Raw genomic sequence first — 15,259 nt, forward strand, 5'->3', positions numbered from 1 at the left:
TTTTAGAGGAATAATGAGTGTTCAGGTTACACCTGAGGGCGTACGCCTAACGTATGGCACAGCGCGTAGGTCATTTCTGCACGGTTTAGTGTGTAGAAGTGGAAGTCTTTCACACCTTCACGGCTCAGCACTCGAATCATATCGATGGCTTGGCTTGCGCCAACCAGCTGACGTGTCGTCGGGTCATCATCCAGACCTTCAAACTGTTTCGCCATCCAGCTTGGTACTTTAACGTTGTTTTGAGCGGCAAAGCGTGACGCTTGCTTAAAGTTCGAAACAGGTAAAATACCCGGTACGATTTCAACGTCGATGCCTGCTGCAACACAGCGGTCGCGGAAACGAAGATAGCTTTCGACATCAAAGAAGAACTGAGTAATAGCGCGGTTTGCACCTGCATCTACTTTACGTTTGAGATTGAGCAGATCGGCTTGAGCACTTTTGGCTTCTGGGTGCACTTCTGGGAAAGCGGCAACGGAGATATCAAAATCATGACGCTCTTTCAGCAGTTTCACCAGATCGGAGGCGTACATTTCTGGCTTACCGCCGCCCGGTGGGATGTCACCACGTAGAGCGACGATGCTCTGAATACCGTTCGCCCAGTAATCATCAGCAATACGTGCTAGCTCTTCACGTGACGCGTCAATACACGTTAGGTGGGGAGCGGCAACTAGCCCTGTTTCAGCTTTAATTTCTTTAATGATGGAGTGTGTGCGGTCACGTTCACCTGAGTTCGCACCGTAAGTGACAGAAACGAATTTAGGCTTTAGCGTTTTGAGGCGATGGACTGAGTTCCATAAGGTTTCTTCCATCTTTTCACTGCTGGGTGGAAAAAACTCAAATGACACATTGATGTTGTCAGAAAGTTCCGCAATATTCTGGTTTAAGGCATCTATATGGCCGGCGTGCGTATATCCCATCTTACTCTCTCCATGTGGCAACTGGACCACAAAACTCAAATCCTCAAATCGACGTTTAGACGTCTATATGTCCACAGGATGTATTGAATACGATTTAAAGTCAACAGTACGATTATGAATTTTTTTCAAGTTAAATATTAGACGTTTTCAACTTGAAAGGTAATGGCATGACCGAGAAAGAAAAAGCGCAGCTAAGAGCTGCGCTTTAGTCAATTATAAGAAGCTGGAAAGCAGATTGAGGTCTGACTGAATCGCACCTGCGGTTACCTCTCGGCCTGCGCCGGGGCCGCGAATGACCAGTGGGTTATCCTTGTACCATTTGCTTTCGATGGCGAAGATGTTGTCACATGGTAGCAAGTTAGCCAGAGCATGTTCTTTACTTAACGCTTCAACACCAACCGTCGCTGAACCGTTCTTCTCCAGCCTTGCGACGTAGCGCAGTATCTTGTCTTCGCGCTGAGCTTTCTCTAAACGCTCGGCTAACAGTTCACTTAATAGTTGGCTTTTATCGAGGAAATCATCCAGCGACAGATCGACAAGCTCAGCAGGAACCAGACTTTCCACTTTAACCGCTTCTGGTTCCAGATCGAGCCCAGCTTCACGCGCTAAGATAACTAGCTTACGCATTACATCAGAGCCATCCAGATCGCAGCGTGGGTCCGGTTCCGTCAAGCCTTGCTGCCAAGCGAGATCCACTAGTTCCGCAAAAGGTACATTGCCGTCATACTGCTGAAACAGCCAAGAAAGCGTGCCAGAAAAAATGCCTGATAAAGCATGAATGTCATCGCCACTTTCACGTAAGTCCTTCACCGTGTGGTTAATCGGTAAACCAGCTCCGACAGTTGCATTGTAAAGCCAATGGCGGTTTATCTTGGCAAAGGCATCTTGTACCTGATGATAATAATCACTGGACGCAGAGCCGGCGACTTTGTTCGCAGAGATAAGGTGCATGCCTTGTTCTGCGATGTTCAGGTAACGCTCGGCCAGTTGCTGGCTAGCCGTCACATCGAGCACAACGACGTCATCATAACCCTGAATCGCACCAAGCTTTCTTACCCACTCATCGCCTTGATACTCAATCGCTTCTTCTTCGTAGTGAGCGCTGACGGTGCTGGCATCAATACCTTTAGGATTGAACCAGTAGTTTTGACTGCCAACGACAGCAACCAGTTCGAAGTTCATACCGCGACGTTTTTCCAGCTCTGCTTTTTGCTCTGCAAAAAGTTCAAGCCAGCTCGAGCCAATATTGCCTTTGCCACACAGAGCAATGCCGACACGTTTTTGAGCTTGAAACAACTGGCTGTGGATTGATTTGACCAGAACAGAAGTATCCGTGCTGCGCAGTACAGCGACTAAGCTTAATCCTGACTGAGATTCTGAAATAAACTCAACAGGAGAAGATTTAAGCTTCTGGTAGAAGCCGTAACAGTGATTGGCGTTTTTAGTTACGCCTGCACCGACTGCTGCAATCAACGAATAGCCCTCTTTGAGCTTAATTTCAGCTTCTATCGCGGCGTCTTGGAGGTACTCGAGTGCGCCGCCCGCAATTTCAGCGGTATACGCTAAGCGCAGCGTTTGCTGGTCTTCCTGCGCTTCGTAGGTTAGTGGTTCAAGTTGAGCGCGTTTCAGCCCTGCAAGTGTTTCCTGTTCAAGACGGCTGAAATCGTGTCCAGAGGCAAAGTTGAGTTGGATCAGCAGTACTTCTATCAGCGAGGAGATGATTTTAGCGCCACGACCTGAGGCCAGCACACGTTCAATACGTGTGGAGCCATCTTCCGGTTCATAACTGCAGCGCAGGTGTAAGTCCATCGCACTTTGCGCGACTGGCTGAAGGGTGCGGCTGTGCAAGACTGGAGCAGCAAGTCGGGCTAATTCGCTGGCTTCATCAAGGCGTAGCAGAGGCAGAAGGCATGCATCTGAGACTAAACGTGGATCTGCGCTGTAGACACCCGCGACGTCGCTCCAGATGGTCACGCGTTTCACTTCGGCTAGCGCACCAATGACAGTGGCGGAGTAATCCGAGCCATTGCGACCAAGTAGCACGGTATGGCCTTGCTCATCCTGTGCCATAAAGCCTGTGATCACAATGCGGTGATGGGCGTGTTGAGCGAGTACTTCCTTGATCAGCGGATAGGAGGTGCCTCGGTCAACCTCTGGTTGTGTGCCGGCTTCGGCACGTAGGAAAGCTCTTGCATCCTGAGCAACGGCCTGTAGGTCATTTTGATTTAGTAATGCCGCCAGCAGTCGAGAAGACCAAACCTCTCCGTGACCTAATACGGCTGCGCGCTCAGCAGTCGTTAAGGGAGCCGTTAACTCACCCAGTGTGCTGAATTCGTCGTTGAGTGTGGCAAGAAGCTGCAGTTGGCTTTCACCTTGTAACAGCTCTTCGATCAGCTGTACCTGAAACTGACGTAATGACTGCAAGGCTTCATGGGCAAGGCGACCGTCTTTGTTCAGCGAGTCTAAAAACTCAATCAAACGGTTGGTGGTCTTGCCTGCCGCTGAGACGACAATCAAATCTTCTTGATTAGAATACTCTTTGAGAATATTAACTACGCGGCGGTAACATTCTGGGTCCGCGAGGCTACTGCCGCCAAATTTATGCAATTGACGCTGCTGGCTCATGACAACGCCTCCTGAGTTTTACTGAATGCTTGGTCTAGATCGGCTATCAGGTCATCAGCGTCTTCGAGGCCGACAGAAAGGCGGAGCAGTTGTTGTGAGACTCCAGCTTCCGCTAATGCGGCTTCACCCATTGCTCTATGTGTCATTGACGCTGGGTGGCAAATCAGGCTCTCCACGCCGCCAAGTGATTCGGCGAGCGAGAATAGCTCTAGCTCACCAACAAAGTGTTTGAGCTGTTCAAAGCTACCTGCAAACTCAAAGCTGAGCATAGAGCCGAATCCAGACTGCTGCTTTTTCGCAATTTCATGGCCAGGGTGTTCAGGCAAACTTGGATGGTAGATGTTACTCACCAGAGACTGAGACTGTAGGTAGTTGAGTATCTGTGCTGAGCTTTCTTCATGCACTTTCATGCGCGCACCCAAGGTGCGAATACCGCGTAATGTCATGTAGCTATCGAATGGTGTGCCGGTAGCGCCGATACAGTTGCCCCACCATGCGAGATCTTCAGCATGCTGCTCAGTTTTGGTGACCACCACGCCACCGATGACATCAGAATGGCCGTTAATGTATTTGGTTGTTGAGTGGATGACGAAGTCAGCCCCGAGTTCAAGAGGCTTTTGGAACACAGGTGTCAAAAAGGTATTGTCGACGCCGACCAGAGCCCCAAACTGACGAGCTTTTTCGCATACCGCGGCAATGTCGACTACGCGAACCAGAGGATTAGACGGTGTTTCCAACAGAATCAGTTTAGGTTTCTTTACAATAGCGTCATCCAAGGCTTTTTGATCGGACTGATCGACAAACTGAACCTTGAAGTCACCTTTCTGAGCGCGGGTGTTAAACAAACGATACGTTCCGCCGTAGCAATCGTGTGGCGCGATGATCAGATCGTCTGGGCCAAGGAATGCAGAGACCCATAAGTTTAACGCTGAGGTTCCACAGTTGGTCACTACCGCACCTTTACCGGACTCCAGCTCATACAGAGCTTTTTCTAACAAGCCACGGTTGGGGTTACCCGAGCGAGTGTAGTCATATTTTGGCACTTCTCCGAAGGCGGGAAACCCGTAGTTAGTCGAGAGGTAAATAGGTGGCACAACGGCGTGATGCTGAGTGTCTGACTCGATACCAGTACGTACCGCGATTGTGGCTGGTTTACGGGCGCTCATAAGTGTTTCCTTTCGAACTGTAGTGACTTGGTTGGAGATTACACTATACCTGTTTGCCGGATGTTAGATATATGTTATTCCAATCGTATATCTCTTCACTTTACTTCTCATTTTTTCAGACGTCAACACTTCTAGACGTCTATATGTCTTTGCTTGTGGCCATAAATCCCGCTAAAATTACGCTTTCTAATTTTATACATAATGAATCATAAAGGTGCGCAATGGCAGATTGGAACGGCGAATACATTAGTCCGTATGCTGAACATGGAAAGAAAAGCGAACAAGTAAAGAAGATTACGGTTTCTATTCCATTGAAAGTATTGAAGGTTTTAACTGATGAGCGAACGCGTCGTCAGATTAATAACCTGCGCCATGCGACGAACAGTGAGCTGCTTTGTGAAGCGTTTCTACACGCTTATACAGGCCAGCCATTACCTACCGATGAAGATTTGCGTAAAGATCGCCCAGATGATATTCCCGCGGAAGTGAAAAAACTCATGACTGAGATGGGCATTGAATTCGAAGCGTATGATGAAGAGTAACAACTGGCAGCGCGCCTGGTTATTATTTTGCTGAAAACTAAAAAACCGCTGAATGTTCAGCGGTTTTTTTGTTGCCGAGAGGAACGCTTATGCTTTCATGTAATTCTCTGGCATTTCAATGCGAGCCACACCTGACTCTACTGCTGCTAGAGCAACTGCTTTTGCAACACGTGGCAATAGGCGAGAGTCCATCGGTTTAGGAATGATGTAACCAGGACCAAATTCCAGCTTATCCACGCCAGCGGCTTTCAATACTTCCGCTGGAACTTCTTCTTTCGCCAGTTCACGAATGGCATCTACCGCAGCGAGTTTCATTTCATCGTTGATTTCGCTAGCACGAACGTCGAGAGCACCGCGGAAGATGAATGGGAAACACAATACGTTGTTCACTTGGTTCGGGTAGTCGCTGCGACCTGTACCCATGATTAAATCATCACGGACTTCATGCGCCAGTTCTGGCTTGATTTCCGGATCTGGGTTTGAACACGCGAAGACAACAGGTTTGTCAGCCATCAGTTTTAGTGCTTCAGGCGCAAGCAAGTTCGGACCAGATACGCCTAAGAACAGGTCTGCACCTTCAATAACATCTTCCAGCGTACGCTTGTCAGTGTTATTCGCAAATAGCTGTTTGTACTCGTTGAGATCATCACGGCGAGTGTGGATAACGCCTTTGCGGTCAAGCATGTAGATCTTTTCACGCATCGCACCACATTTGATCAGTAGCTCCATACAAGCTACTGCTGCAGCACCCGCGCCAAGACATACAATCGTAGCGTCTTCTAGCTTTTTGCCTTGCAGTTCAATCGCGTTAAGCATGCCTGCTGCAGTTACGATTGCTGTACCGTGTTGGTCATCGTGAAAAACCGGCACATCACAGCGCTCAATCAACTGCTTTTCAATTTCAAAACAGTCTGGCGCTTTGATGTCTTCAAGGTTGATGCCGCCAAACGTATCGGCAATGTTAGCTACCGTATCGACGAACTCTTCGATTGTGCGGTGTTTGACCTCAATGTCGATAGAGTCCAAACCAGCAAAGCGTTTGAACAAAAGAGATTTACCTTCCATGACTGGCTTTGATGCCAGCGGACCTAAGTTACCAAGACCAAGAATTGCTGTTCCGTTAGAGATAACCGCTACCATGTTGCCTTTAGAGGTGTACTTGTAGACATTATCTGCATTCTGTGCAATTTCACGTACAGGCTCAGCCACGCCTGGGCTGTACGCTAACGCCAGATCACCTGCCGTTTCGGCTGGTGTTGTCAGCTCAACCGAAATTTTACCTGCTGTTGGGTAAGCATGGTAATCCAGCGCTTGCTGACGGAATTGTTCTTCAGGGGATAGTTCTTGGCGATTGTCATCGGACATAGGTGTAGGTACTCGTTAATAATAATTAGGATAGGGGGAAATCCATTCTAGAGTAACTAAGTCAAGCTGCCTAGGTCAGAATGCGAGCTAAACCAATAAAATGTGCTAAATGACTGGAGATAAGACCAGATGGGTAGAGATATGGCTAGCGAATATCAAACAGTGGAAGATATTACTCTGAATGAATAGCTAGAGAAGCAGATAACAAAAAAGGACGCCGTAGCGTCCTTTTCTCTTCGTCCAAAAAGAAATTACTTCTTAGAAGAAAGAGCACCGAAACGCTTGTTGAAGCGATCTACACGGCCGCCAGTATCAACGATACGCTGCTTACCAGTGTAGAATGGGTGACATTTGTCACATACGTCTAGGTGGATTGACTCTTTAGTTAGAGTTGAGTTGAACTCGAAAGAGTTACCGCAAGAACAAGTTGCTTTAACTGCTTTGTATTCTGGGTGGATACCAACTTTCATGGGAAAACCTCTAAAATAGGCCGTGTCGCTATCCGATTCTAAGCCGGACACCACACGTAGTTAATAAAATTTCGCTTTGGATACCGCTGTTCAAAAACAAGCCATATCACTAAGGCGCGATATAGTAATGAATACGGCCTCAGGGATCAACCGATTTACCAATAAAGTTGCTACTTTTTTAGCCGCTGATGGTTATCCACGTTAGAAATCGAGTTAGCGATGCTGTCGCTTTCCCGCTTAGCGCTTTTCCCTTAGACTAATTACGTTCCTTTCATTTTGTTTTAAGCCTATATGCGACCGACGATTGCCCGAGTGGCTTTACCTGTACCGCTCGACAAACAGTTTGACTATCAGATTCCTTCCCACCTGTTTCCTATTATTGGTGGGCGCGTGTCTGTCCCCTTTGGTCGTCAGACGCTGGTCGGTGTGGTCACGGCGTTGGTGAATCAGTCTGAGTTCAGTTTGGACAAGCTCAAACCGCTAAAACAAGTGTTGGACTCTCAGCCTGTTTGGCCCGATAGCCTCTACGAGTTGTTGCAATGGTGCAGTCAGTTTTACCAGTATCCTCTTGGAGATACCTTGCTCAATGCGATGCCAAGTGCACTTCGTAAGGGTAAAGAGGCGGATTTTGCAACGCTGGTGGAGTGGCAGTTAACCGCAGCTGGGCGTAACCAACTGATGTTAGGTTTTGGCCGAGCCGTCAAGCAAGCTAAGGTCATGCATATGCTTGAAAGTGGTTCAGTACCACACCAGCACTTCATTGATGAAGAAGTCAGCTCCAGCGTTCTCAAAACCTTGCAAGAGAAAGGCTGGATTGAGTCGATAGAGTGCAAACCGGAGATTCGCGATTGGAGTCGGCAGGTTGAAGCAGATGTGGACAAGCCAAAGCTTAATGAAGAGCAGGCTGTCGCTATTGCGACCGTGAATAGCTTTGATGGCTTTGGTTGTTTCTTACTGGAAGGAGTGACCGGTTCGGGTAAGACGGAAGTTTATCTGAACCTTATCAAGCCAGTGTTGGAGAAAGGGCGGCAAGCTCTCGTGCTAGTACCGGAAATTGGTCTGACGCCACAAACCATTAACCGTTTTCGCCACAGGTTTAATGTGCCAGTCGAAGTGATCCATTCAGGGCTTAACGACAGCGAAAGATTGAACGCTTGGTTAAGTGCCCGAGATAAAGCCGCTGGCATCGTGATTGGCACACGCTCAGCACTACTGACGCCTTTCGCTGATCTCGGCATCATCATTGTTGATGAAGAACATGATGCTTCTTATAAACAGCAAGACAGCCTTCGCTATCATGCGCGTGATGTGGCTGTGATGCGAGCCAACAAAGAGCAAATTCCAATTGTACTCGGCTCTGCGACACCGGCGCTGGAAACTCTACATAATGCATTATCGGGCAAGTACCACCACCTAACATTGACCGAGCGCGCTGGTAATGCAGTCCCGACGACAAACAAGGTGCTGGATGTGAAAGGCCAGTATCTGGAAAGCGGTTTATCCGCGTCTCTGATTGCGGAAATGCGTCAACATCTCAGTGCCAGTAATCAGGTAATGTTGTTCCTCAATCGTCGCGGTTTTTCGCCAGCCTTGATGTGCCATGATTGCGGTTGGATTGCGGAGTGTAAACGATGCGACGCTTACTATACCTATCACCAATACAGTAATGAGATCCGTTGTCATCATTGTGGTTCTCAGCAGCCTACTATTCATCAGTGTCAGGGGTGCGGATCGTCAAATCTGGTCACCGTGGGAGTAGGGACAGAGCAGCTTGAAGCTCAGCTGGGTGAGCTTTTTCCTGAATATCAAACCATTCGTATTGACCGTGACAGCACTCGACGCAAAGGCAGTCTGGAATCGGCTCTCGGAGACATTCGCAGCGGCAAGTACCAGATATTGATTGGCACCCAAATGTTGGCGAAAGGCCATCACTTCCCTGATGTGACTTTGGTGGCGCTGTTAGATGTCGATGGTTCGTTATACAGCAGTGACTTCAGAGCATCCGAGCGCTTGGCTCAGCTGTTTATTCAGGTGGCAGGGCGAGCAGGGCGTGCCAGCAAGCCGGGAGAGGTAATACTGCAAACGCATCACCCTGAACACAGCTTGCTTCAGGCTCTGCTGACCAAAAGCTATCGACATTTTGCCGAAACCGCATTGCAGGAACGCAAATTTGCCCTGTTGCCTCCTTATTCTTATCTGACCTTGTTCCGTGCTGAGGCGAATAACTCCCAACACGTGGAAGCGTTTTTGCGTCAGGTTCGTCATACCTTAGAAGCTCACCCGCTCTTTGATGGTTATTGTCAGGTTTTGGGGCCCACTCCGGCCCCACTGGCAAAACGTGCCGGTAAACATCGTTGGCAATTAATGTTGCAGACGCAAACTCGGCCAACTATGCAAAAGTTACTTTCCAGTGCGAAACCGGCGATCCAAATGTTACCGAATGCCAAAAAGGTGCGTTGGTCTTTAGATATTGAGCCGCAGGATTTGAGCTAATTTCTCACCTTTTTCATTTAATTGTGATTCACGTCTCGTCTCGGGATTTAAATTTGTTAATCTTCCCGTAACTTTCTGTTTCGAAATGAATAAACTATGGATTAGCTCAATTGAAAAGGTTGGGTGATATAAGACAGGTAAACGATTGCTATAGGCAATAAACATAAGAATGGGTTTTAGCTCATCAATATCGGTTTAGGTGGCACTAGGCGCTACCGTGTTTAGGAAATGAAGAGGGTAATTAATATATGGCGACAATGAAGGATGTTGCTCAGCTGGCAGGCGTTTCAACTGCAACAGTATCGCGTGCTCTAATGAACCCGGAAAAAGTATCTTCAGCCACAAGGAAGCGGGTCGAAGATGCAGTATTAGAAGCCGGATATTCACCAAATTCTCTGGCGCGTAACCTGCGCCGAAATGAGTCCAAAACCATAATTGCAATCATCCCGGATATTTGTGATCCCTACTACACCGAGATCATCCGTGGGATTGAAGACGCTGCGATGGAACATGGCTACATCGTGCTGCTGGGAGACAGTGGTCAGCAGAAAAAGCGTGAGAGTTCTTTTGTCAATCTTGTCTTTACTAAGCAGGCCGATGGAATGTTGCTGCTTGGTACCGACCTGCCGTTTGACGTCAGTAAACCTGAGCAGAAAAACCTGCCGCCTATGGTGATGGCGTGTGAGTTTGCACCTGAACTGGAGCTGCCAACGGTACATATTGATAACCTGACATCGGCATTTGAAGCGGTGAACTATCTTACGCAGATGGGTCACAAGCGCATAGCTCAGATTTCGGGCCCTAGCTCTGCGGTGCTATGCCAGTTCCGCTACCAAGGTTACCAGCAAGCGCTACGCCGAGCTGGCATCAGTATGAACCCGAATTACTGTATCTACGGTGACTTCTCGTTTGAAGATGGGGCGAAAGCCGTCAGACAATTGTTGGCTTTACCTGAGCCTCCAACGGCGATTTTCTGTCACAACGATGCGATGGCCATCGGGGCGATTCAAGAAGCGAAGAAGCTGGGCTTGCGCGTCCCGCAAGATCTGTCAGTCGTTGGCTTTGATGATATTCAGTTTGCTCAGTACTGCGATCCACCACTGACGACGATTTCTCAGCCGCGTTACGAAATTGGCCGACAGGCGATGTTGATGATGCTTGAGTTGTTGCGCGGTCATGACGTTCGTGCTGGCTCTCGATTGCTGGAAACTCAGCTGGTTGTCAGGGAAAGCGCTGCTCCACCGCGAGTCATCTGACGATTGCTTTCACTCAGCGGCGCATTTTGATGCGCCGCTTCCATTTCCCCTCTGTAATCAGGGCGCATTCTGCATTAACATAGCGGCAGAGGTAACAGACATTGATGTACAGCAGTGGCAAATAGAGATTATGTGAAACGCGGCCGTGGTAACAGCGGACGTAAACCAGCGCGTAAAAAGTCGGCACCAAAAAGAAAACCCTGGCGCAGTGGATTGCTAGCGATTCTACTGGTGGGTGGTTTTGGTTACGGGCTTTATACGTTGAGTAATGATCCTGAGCCGCCACAACCCGTTGTGCAGCAAAGCAAGCCTAAGCCAAAACCAAAGGCACAAAAGGTGCTGCCTCCTCCTCCGGAAGAGAAATGGGACTACGTCGATTCTCTGCCGAGCCGTGAAATCGAAGTCACGGCGAAAAAGCAGGTAGTGTCTGAGATCCCTTATATCATGCAGTGTGGCGCGTACACCAATGCCTCACAAGCCGAAGCGCGTAAGTTGGATATAGCCTTTCAGGGGATCAACAGTAAGATCCGTAAGAAAGAAGGCAGCAAGTGGTATCGCGTTGTACTCGGGCCATATAAGTTCAAACGTGACGCTGAACGAGATAAGCACAAACTTCAGCGGGCCAAGATCGAGCCTTGTGCCATTTGGAAAGACAGCCAGTAAAGAAAACGAGCCATCAGGCTCGTTTTTTGTTTATTGGATTGTAGGTAGAACACGCTCTCAACGAGGAGCGTAATCCCAGCCAATGCTACCCTTGAATTCCCCTTAAGCCAGCCTCATATATCCCTTAACACCAAGATGAAAATAATGATGAGGCCCTACTCGTGACTACTATTGTATCTGTACGTCGAAACAACAAAGTCGTCATTGCCGGCGATGGACAAGTATCACTGGGTAACACTGTGATGAAAGGCAACGCACGTAAAGTACGTCGTTTGTACAACAACAAAGTGCTTGCTGGCTTTGCTGGTGGTACCGCAGACGCATTTACGCTGTTTGAAAAGTTTGAAAGCAAACTGCAAATGCACCAAGGTCACTTAACTAAAGCTGCTGTTGAGCTAGCCAAAGACTGGCGCAGTGACCGTGCGTTACGCAAACTTGAAGCACTACTTGCGGTAGCAGACGAAACTGCCTCGCTTATCATCACTGGTAATGGTGATGTGGTTCAGCCTGAGAACGATCTGATTGCGATTGGCTCTGGCGGTAATTTCGCCCAAGCCGCGGCGACGGCTTTACTAGAGAATACAGAGCTAGATGCTCGTGACATTGCGGAGAAATCACTGAAAATTGCTGGTGATATCTGTGTGTTTACCAACCATCACCACACTATCGAAGAACTAGAAATCCCAGCTGAACTTAACGCTGAATAACCCAAGATAGTGGCTACCGAATTTAAGGAATTTGATTATGTCTGAAATGACTCCCCGCGAAATTGTTCATGAACTTAACCGCCATATCATTGGTCAGGATAATGCGAAACGCTCAGTGGCCATTGCACTGCGTAATCGCTGGCGCCGTATGCAGCTCGAAGAAAGCTTACGTGTTGAAGTCACGCCAAAGAACATTCTGATGATTGGCCCAACCGGTGTGGGTAAAACAGAGATTGCGCGCCGTTTAGCTAAATTGGCCAATGCACCGTTTATTAAAGTAGAAGCAACGAAATTCACTGAAGTGGGTTACGTTGGTAAAGAAGTCGAGACTATCATTCGCGATCTGACGGATGTCGCTATTAAGATGACGCATCAGCAAGCGATGGAGAAAGTGAAATTCCGTGCTGAAGAGCAAGCAGAAGAACGTGTTCTTGATGCGCTTTTACCACCAGCGCGAGATGCTTGGGGTCAAAGTGAGCAGCAAGACGAAAGCTCTTCGAATACGCGTCAAATCTTCCGTAAGAAACTACGCGAAGGCAAGCTAGACGATAAAGAGATCGAGGTCGATGTCGCTGCACCGCAAATGGGTGTAGAAATCATGGCGCCTCCTGGTATGGAGGAGATGACTAATCAGCTTCAAGGTATGTTCCAAAACTTAGCTGGCGATACCAAGAAAAAGCGTAAGCTGAAAATCAAAGATGCTTTTAAGGCGCTAACGGAAGAAGAAGCTGCGAAACTGGTTAATCAGGAAGAGCTGAAAGAACAGGCTATCTTCAACGTTGAGAACAACGGTATCGTGTTTATCGATGAGATTGACAAAATTTGTAAGCGTGGCGAAAGCTCAGGCCCAGATGTGTCTCGCGAAGGTGTTCAGCGTGACCTGCTCCCTCTGATTGAAGGCAGCACAGTGTCAACTAAGCACGGTATGGTTAAAACAGATCACATCCTATTTGTGGCATCTGGCGCGTTCCAGGTGGCCAAACCTTCGGATTTGATTCCTGAACTGCAAGGTCGTCTGCCAATCCGTGTCGAGCTAGAAGCGCTTTCAAGTAATGACTTCAAACGCATTCTGACTGAACCAAAAGCATCACTGACAGAGCAGTACATTGCTCTAATGAAGACGGAAGACGTGGATATCGAATTTACGGAAGAAGGCATCACTCAAATTGCAGAAGCTGCCTGGACCGTGAACGAAACCACTGAGAATATTGGTGCTCGCCGCCTACATACGGTGATGGAACGTTTGATGGATGAAATTTCTTTTGAAGCAACGGATAAATCCGGCTCTCAACTGACGATTGATGCCGAATACGTTAAAGCCAAGTTAGGCGAAACAATCGAAGATGAAGACCTAAGTCGTTTTATTCTTTAATCCGCACCTAAGGAAAAAGCCGATCGCAAGATCGGCTTTTTTGTTATTAATCGTTGAAGGAAGTTTGCGTTCACTCTCACTCTTTGGTTTCCCTCCATTTGCTACCTCGCGAGATAGACAAATAGCGCTATAGTGGAATGACTCTAACTGCGCAAGGAAGCAACATGTCGACCACAGAATCCCATTCGTCTTTGAACGATTTTATTGAATTTCCTGCCGAGGAAATGTCCGCGCGTGCTGAGCAAAACTACCAACAGCTCAAACGCCGCCATTCGATTCGCAATTTTTCAGATCGCCCAGTGGCGAAAGATATTATTGAGAACTGCATCCGTGCTGCCGGAACGGCGCCTAGCGGAGCGAATCATCAGCCGTGGCATTTTGTCGCCATCAACAGTTCGGAAGTGAAAGGCCAAATCCGCCAAGCTGCAGAAGAGTTAGAACGTTCTTTCTATGAAGGTAGAGCAGGGCAGGAGTGGCTGGATGCTTTAAAGCCCTTAGGGACTCACGCCAGTAAACCCTATCTTGAGACTGCGCCTTGGTTAATTGCGGTTTTTTCACAGAAGAAAGGTGGCATGAGCAATGATGGGGAGCAAACCAATTATTACGTGCATGAGTCGGTCGGTATCGCGACGGGCTTTTTACTGCAAGCACTGCATAATGCTGGACTAGGAACGTTAACGCATACCCCGAAACCAATGAGCTTTCTGAGTAAGGTTTGTGGTCGTGATAACGATGTTGACAGGCCGTACATGTTGATTGTGACGGGTTATCCTGCTGAAGATGCAACGATTCCTGAACATGCGACCCATAAGAAACCTTTGCCTGATATCGCAACCTTCATTGAGTAGTGATGGACTGCGCTCAATAAAAAAGCTGGCATTAAGCCAGCTTTTTTCCTCAAGTTTTCTCAGAGCATAAAGATAAAAATCACGCTCAAGGCCGAGATAAGCCCAGCAAAGGCGTAACAGCCGATTTTCCCAGCTAGCCCCGCATGAATTTGGAGATCATGCATACCATGATGAATACGATGCATGGCATGCCACATTGGTAATGCGAGAGTACCAATGATAAACAGAGCGCCGATAATGCTGGTGGCGAATGCGGTGACACGCTCGTAGCTCATAGCTTCAGCATCAATTACACCCATGGGAACAAGAATACCCAGCACTAATACCGTTACTGGAGTGATCATAGCAAACCAAGTACCGCCCGCTCCAAACAGACTCCACCAGATAGGCTCATCAGAACGTTTGGGAGCACTATCTACGGAAAAATTAGGTTTCATAGTCATAGCTCCTTTATACGATTACTAGCACAATCAGAGAAATAGATGCCACTGCAGCCCACTGAGTCAGAACGATAATTTTCTTATCAATAGGTTTTCCTTTCAGGCGAATTGGCATAACTTGCGGCATCATGCTGAAGAAGGTCTGTGCGTGCAGTAGGCTGCCCAGTAAAGCGACGATATTGATCGCAACGACAACAGGGTTCGCCATGAACTCTAACCAGCCTTGCCAAGCTTCAGGACCTTTCACCAATGAACCTAGGCCGAAAGTCAGGAACAAAGTGAATAGGACTAACGGCAATACCGTGGCTTCACGCAACATGTAGAAGCGATAAAACGGATGCTCTTTCCACCAAGTTCGTTTTACCTCGCGAACGTAAGGTTTACGGTTACTCATC

Annotated in this window: 14 protein-coding genes; 7 read left to right on the forward strand and 7 right to left on the reverse strand. The window is 48.1% G+C overall.

The genetic code is table 11. The annotated features are described in order from the left end of the window. Window positions 1-26: 26 nt before the first annotated feature. The 3 genes from metF to F0265_RS18830 form a co-directional block, all read right to left on the reverse strand. Window positions 27-917: a methylenetetrahydrofolate reductase gene (gene metF / locus F0265_RS18820; protein WP_019277576.1), complete on the reverse strand. Its 891-nt coding sequence runs from the start codon at window positions 915-917 to the stop codon at window positions 27-29. A gap of 213 nt (window positions 918-1,130) precedes the next feature. Next, window positions 1,131-3,542 carry a bifunctional aspartate kinase/homoserine dehydrogenase II gene (locus F0265_RS18825; RefSeq protein ID WP_171750011.1) on the reverse strand — a complete coding sequence of 804 codons (2,412 nt, stop codon included), beginning with the start codon at window positions 3,540-3,542 and terminating at the stop codon, window positions 1,131-1,133. Then, window positions 3,539-4,708: an O-succinylhomoserine (thiol)-lyase gene (locus F0265_RS18830; protein WP_095665423.1), complete on the reverse strand. Its 1,170-nt coding sequence runs from the start codon at window positions 4,706-4,708 to the stop codon at window positions 3,539-3,541. Before F0265_RS18830 ends, F0265_RS18825 begins: the two co-directional genes overlap by 4 nt. 221 nt (window positions 4,709-4,929) lie before the next feature. Between F0265_RS18830 and metJ the strand changes: the two genes are divergently transcribed. Beyond that, window positions 4,930-5,250 (forward strand): met regulon transcriptional regulator MetJ, encoded by a 321-nt coding sequence (gene metJ, locus F0265_RS18835; RefSeq protein ID WP_006963343.1) that lies wholly within the window; start codon window positions 4,930-4,932, stop codon window positions 5,248-5,250. Between the two features lie 87 nt (window positions 5,251-5,337). Here metJ and F0265_RS18840 read toward each other — a convergent pair whose 3' ends face one another. Next, the gene (locus F0265_RS18840; RefSeq protein WP_171750012.1) at window positions 5,338-6,615 is read right to left on the reverse strand and encodes a malic enzyme-like NAD(P)-binding protein; all 1,278 of its coding nucleotides are present in this window, start codon (window positions 6,613-6,615) and stop codon (window positions 5,338-5,340) included. A 251-nt stretch (window positions 6,616-6,866) separates the two neighbouring features. Further along, entirely contained in the window at window positions 6,867-7,085 is a 219-nt protein-coding gene (gene rpmE / locus F0265_RS18845; protein ID WP_019277580.1) for a 50S ribosomal protein L31, read from the reverse strand. A gap of 291 nt (window positions 7,086-7,376) precedes the next feature. Here rpmE and priA point away from each other — a divergent pair, with 291 nt between their 5' ends. The 6 genes from priA to F0265_RS18875 all read left to right on the forward strand — a co-directional run bounded on the left by priA (window position 7,377) and on the right by F0265_RS18875 (window position 14,424). Then, window positions 7,377-9,578 carry a primosomal protein N' gene (gene priA / locus F0265_RS18850; RefSeq protein WP_171750013.1) on the forward strand — a complete coding sequence of 734 codons (2,202 nt, stop codon included), beginning with the start codon at window positions 7,377-7,379 and terminating at the stop codon, window positions 9,576-9,578. A gap of 248 nt (window positions 9,579-9,826) precedes the next feature. Then, window positions 9,827-10,834 carry a DNA-binding transcriptional regulator CytR gene (cytR, locus tag F0265_RS18855; protein ID WP_006963339.1) on the forward strand — a complete coding sequence of 336 codons (1,008 nt, stop codon included), beginning with the start codon at window positions 9,827-9,829 and terminating at the stop codon, window positions 10,832-10,834. Window positions 10,835-10,948: 114 nt separating this feature from the next. Then, a complete protein-coding gene (locus tag F0265_RS18860; protein ID WP_171750014.1) occupies window positions 10,949-11,497 on the forward strand; it encodes an SPOR domain-containing protein in 549 nt (182 codons plus the stop codon). 161 nt (window positions 11,498-11,658) lie between these two features. After that, the gene (gene hslV / locus F0265_RS18865; protein WP_006963336.1) at window positions 11,659-12,204 is read left to right on the forward strand and encodes an ATP-dependent protease subunit HslV; all 546 of its coding nucleotides are present in this window, start codon (window positions 11,659-11,661) and stop codon (window positions 12,202-12,204) included. Between the two features lie 37 nt (window positions 12,205-12,241). Then, window positions 12,242-13,576 carry an HslU--HslV peptidase ATPase subunit gene (gene hslU / locus F0265_RS18870; RefSeq protein WP_021457296.1) on the forward strand — a complete coding sequence of 445 codons (1,335 nt, stop codon included), beginning with the start codon at window positions 12,242-12,244 and terminating at the stop codon, window positions 13,574-13,576. Window positions 13,577-13,740: 164 nt separating this feature from the next. Then, window positions 13,741-14,424 (forward strand): nitroreductase family protein, encoded by a 684-nt coding sequence (locus tag F0265_RS18875; RefSeq protein WP_171750015.1) that lies wholly within the window; start codon window positions 13,741-13,743, stop codon window positions 14,422-14,424. 59 nt (window positions 14,425-14,483) lie between these two features. Here F0265_RS18875 and frdD read toward each other — a convergent pair whose 3' ends face one another. Both frdD and frdC read right to left on the reverse strand, forming a co-directional pair. Then, window positions 14,484-14,861, reverse strand: coding sequence for a fumarate reductase subunit FrdD (gene frdD, locus F0265_RS18880; protein WP_171750016.1), 378 nt, complete (start codon window positions 14,859-14,861; stop codon window positions 14,484-14,486). Window positions 14,862-14,874: 13 nt separating this feature from the next. Beyond that, window positions 14,875-15,258: a fumarate reductase subunit FrdC gene (frdC, locus tag F0265_RS18885; RefSeq protein WP_171750017.1), complete on the reverse strand. Its 384-nt coding sequence runs from the start codon at window positions 15,256-15,258 to the stop codon at window positions 14,875-14,877. Window position 15,259: the final 1 nt, after the last annotated feature.

Source organism: Vibrio sp. RE88 (assembly GCF_013113835.1).
GTDB lineage: Bacteria > Pseudomonadota > Gammaproteobacteria > Enterobacterales > Vibrionaceae > Vibrio.

What these genes read in the sequence shown, in the direction of transcription:
- metF (WP_019277576.1), bottom strand. Translation starts at nt 917, where the DNA reads ATGGGATATACGCACGCCGGCCATATAGATGCCTTAAACCAGAATATT.
- F0265_RS18825 (WP_171750011.1), bottom strand. Translation starts at nt 3,542, where the DNA reads ATGAGCCAGCAGCGTCAATTGCATAAATTTGGCGGCAGTAGCCTCGCG.
- F0265_RS18830 (WP_095665423.1), bottom strand. Translation starts at nt 4,708, where the DNA reads ATGAGCGCCCGTAAACCAGCCACAATCGCGGTACGTACTGGTATCGAG.
- metJ (WP_006963343.1), top strand. Translation starts at nt 4,930, where the DNA reads ATGGCAGATTGGAACGGCGAATACATTAGTCCGTATGCTGAACATGGA.
- F0265_RS18840 (WP_171750012.1), bottom strand. Translation starts at nt 6,615, where the DNA reads ATGTCCGATGACAATCGCCAAGAACTATCCCCTGAAGAACAATTCCGT.
- rpmE (WP_019277580.1), bottom strand. Translation starts at nt 7,085, where the DNA reads ATGAAAGTTGGTATCCACCCAGAATACAAAGCAGTTAAAGCAACTTGT.
- priA (WP_171750013.1), top strand. Translation starts at nt 7,377, where the DNA reads ATGCGACCGACGATTGCCCGAGTGGCTTTACCTGTACCGCTCGACAAA.
- cytR (WP_006963339.1), top strand. Translation starts at nt 9,827, where the DNA reads ATGGCGACAATGAAGGATGTTGCTCAGCTGGCAGGCGTTTCAACTGCA.
- hslU (WP_021457296.1), top strand. Translation starts at nt 12,242, where the DNA reads ATGTCTGAAATGACTCCCCGCGAAATTGTTCATGAACTTAACCGCCAT.
- F0265_RS18875 (WP_171750015.1), top strand. Translation starts at nt 13,741, where the DNA reads ATGTCGACCACAGAATCCCATTCGTCTTTGAACGATTTTATTGAATTT.
- frdD (WP_171750016.1), bottom strand. Translation starts at nt 14,861, where the DNA reads ATGAAACCTAATTTTTCCGTAGATAGTGCTCCCAAACGTTCTGATGAG.
- frdC (WP_171750017.1), bottom strand. Translation starts at nt 15,258, where the DNA reads ATGAGTAACCGTAAACCTTACGTTCGCGAGGTAAAACGAACTTGGTGG.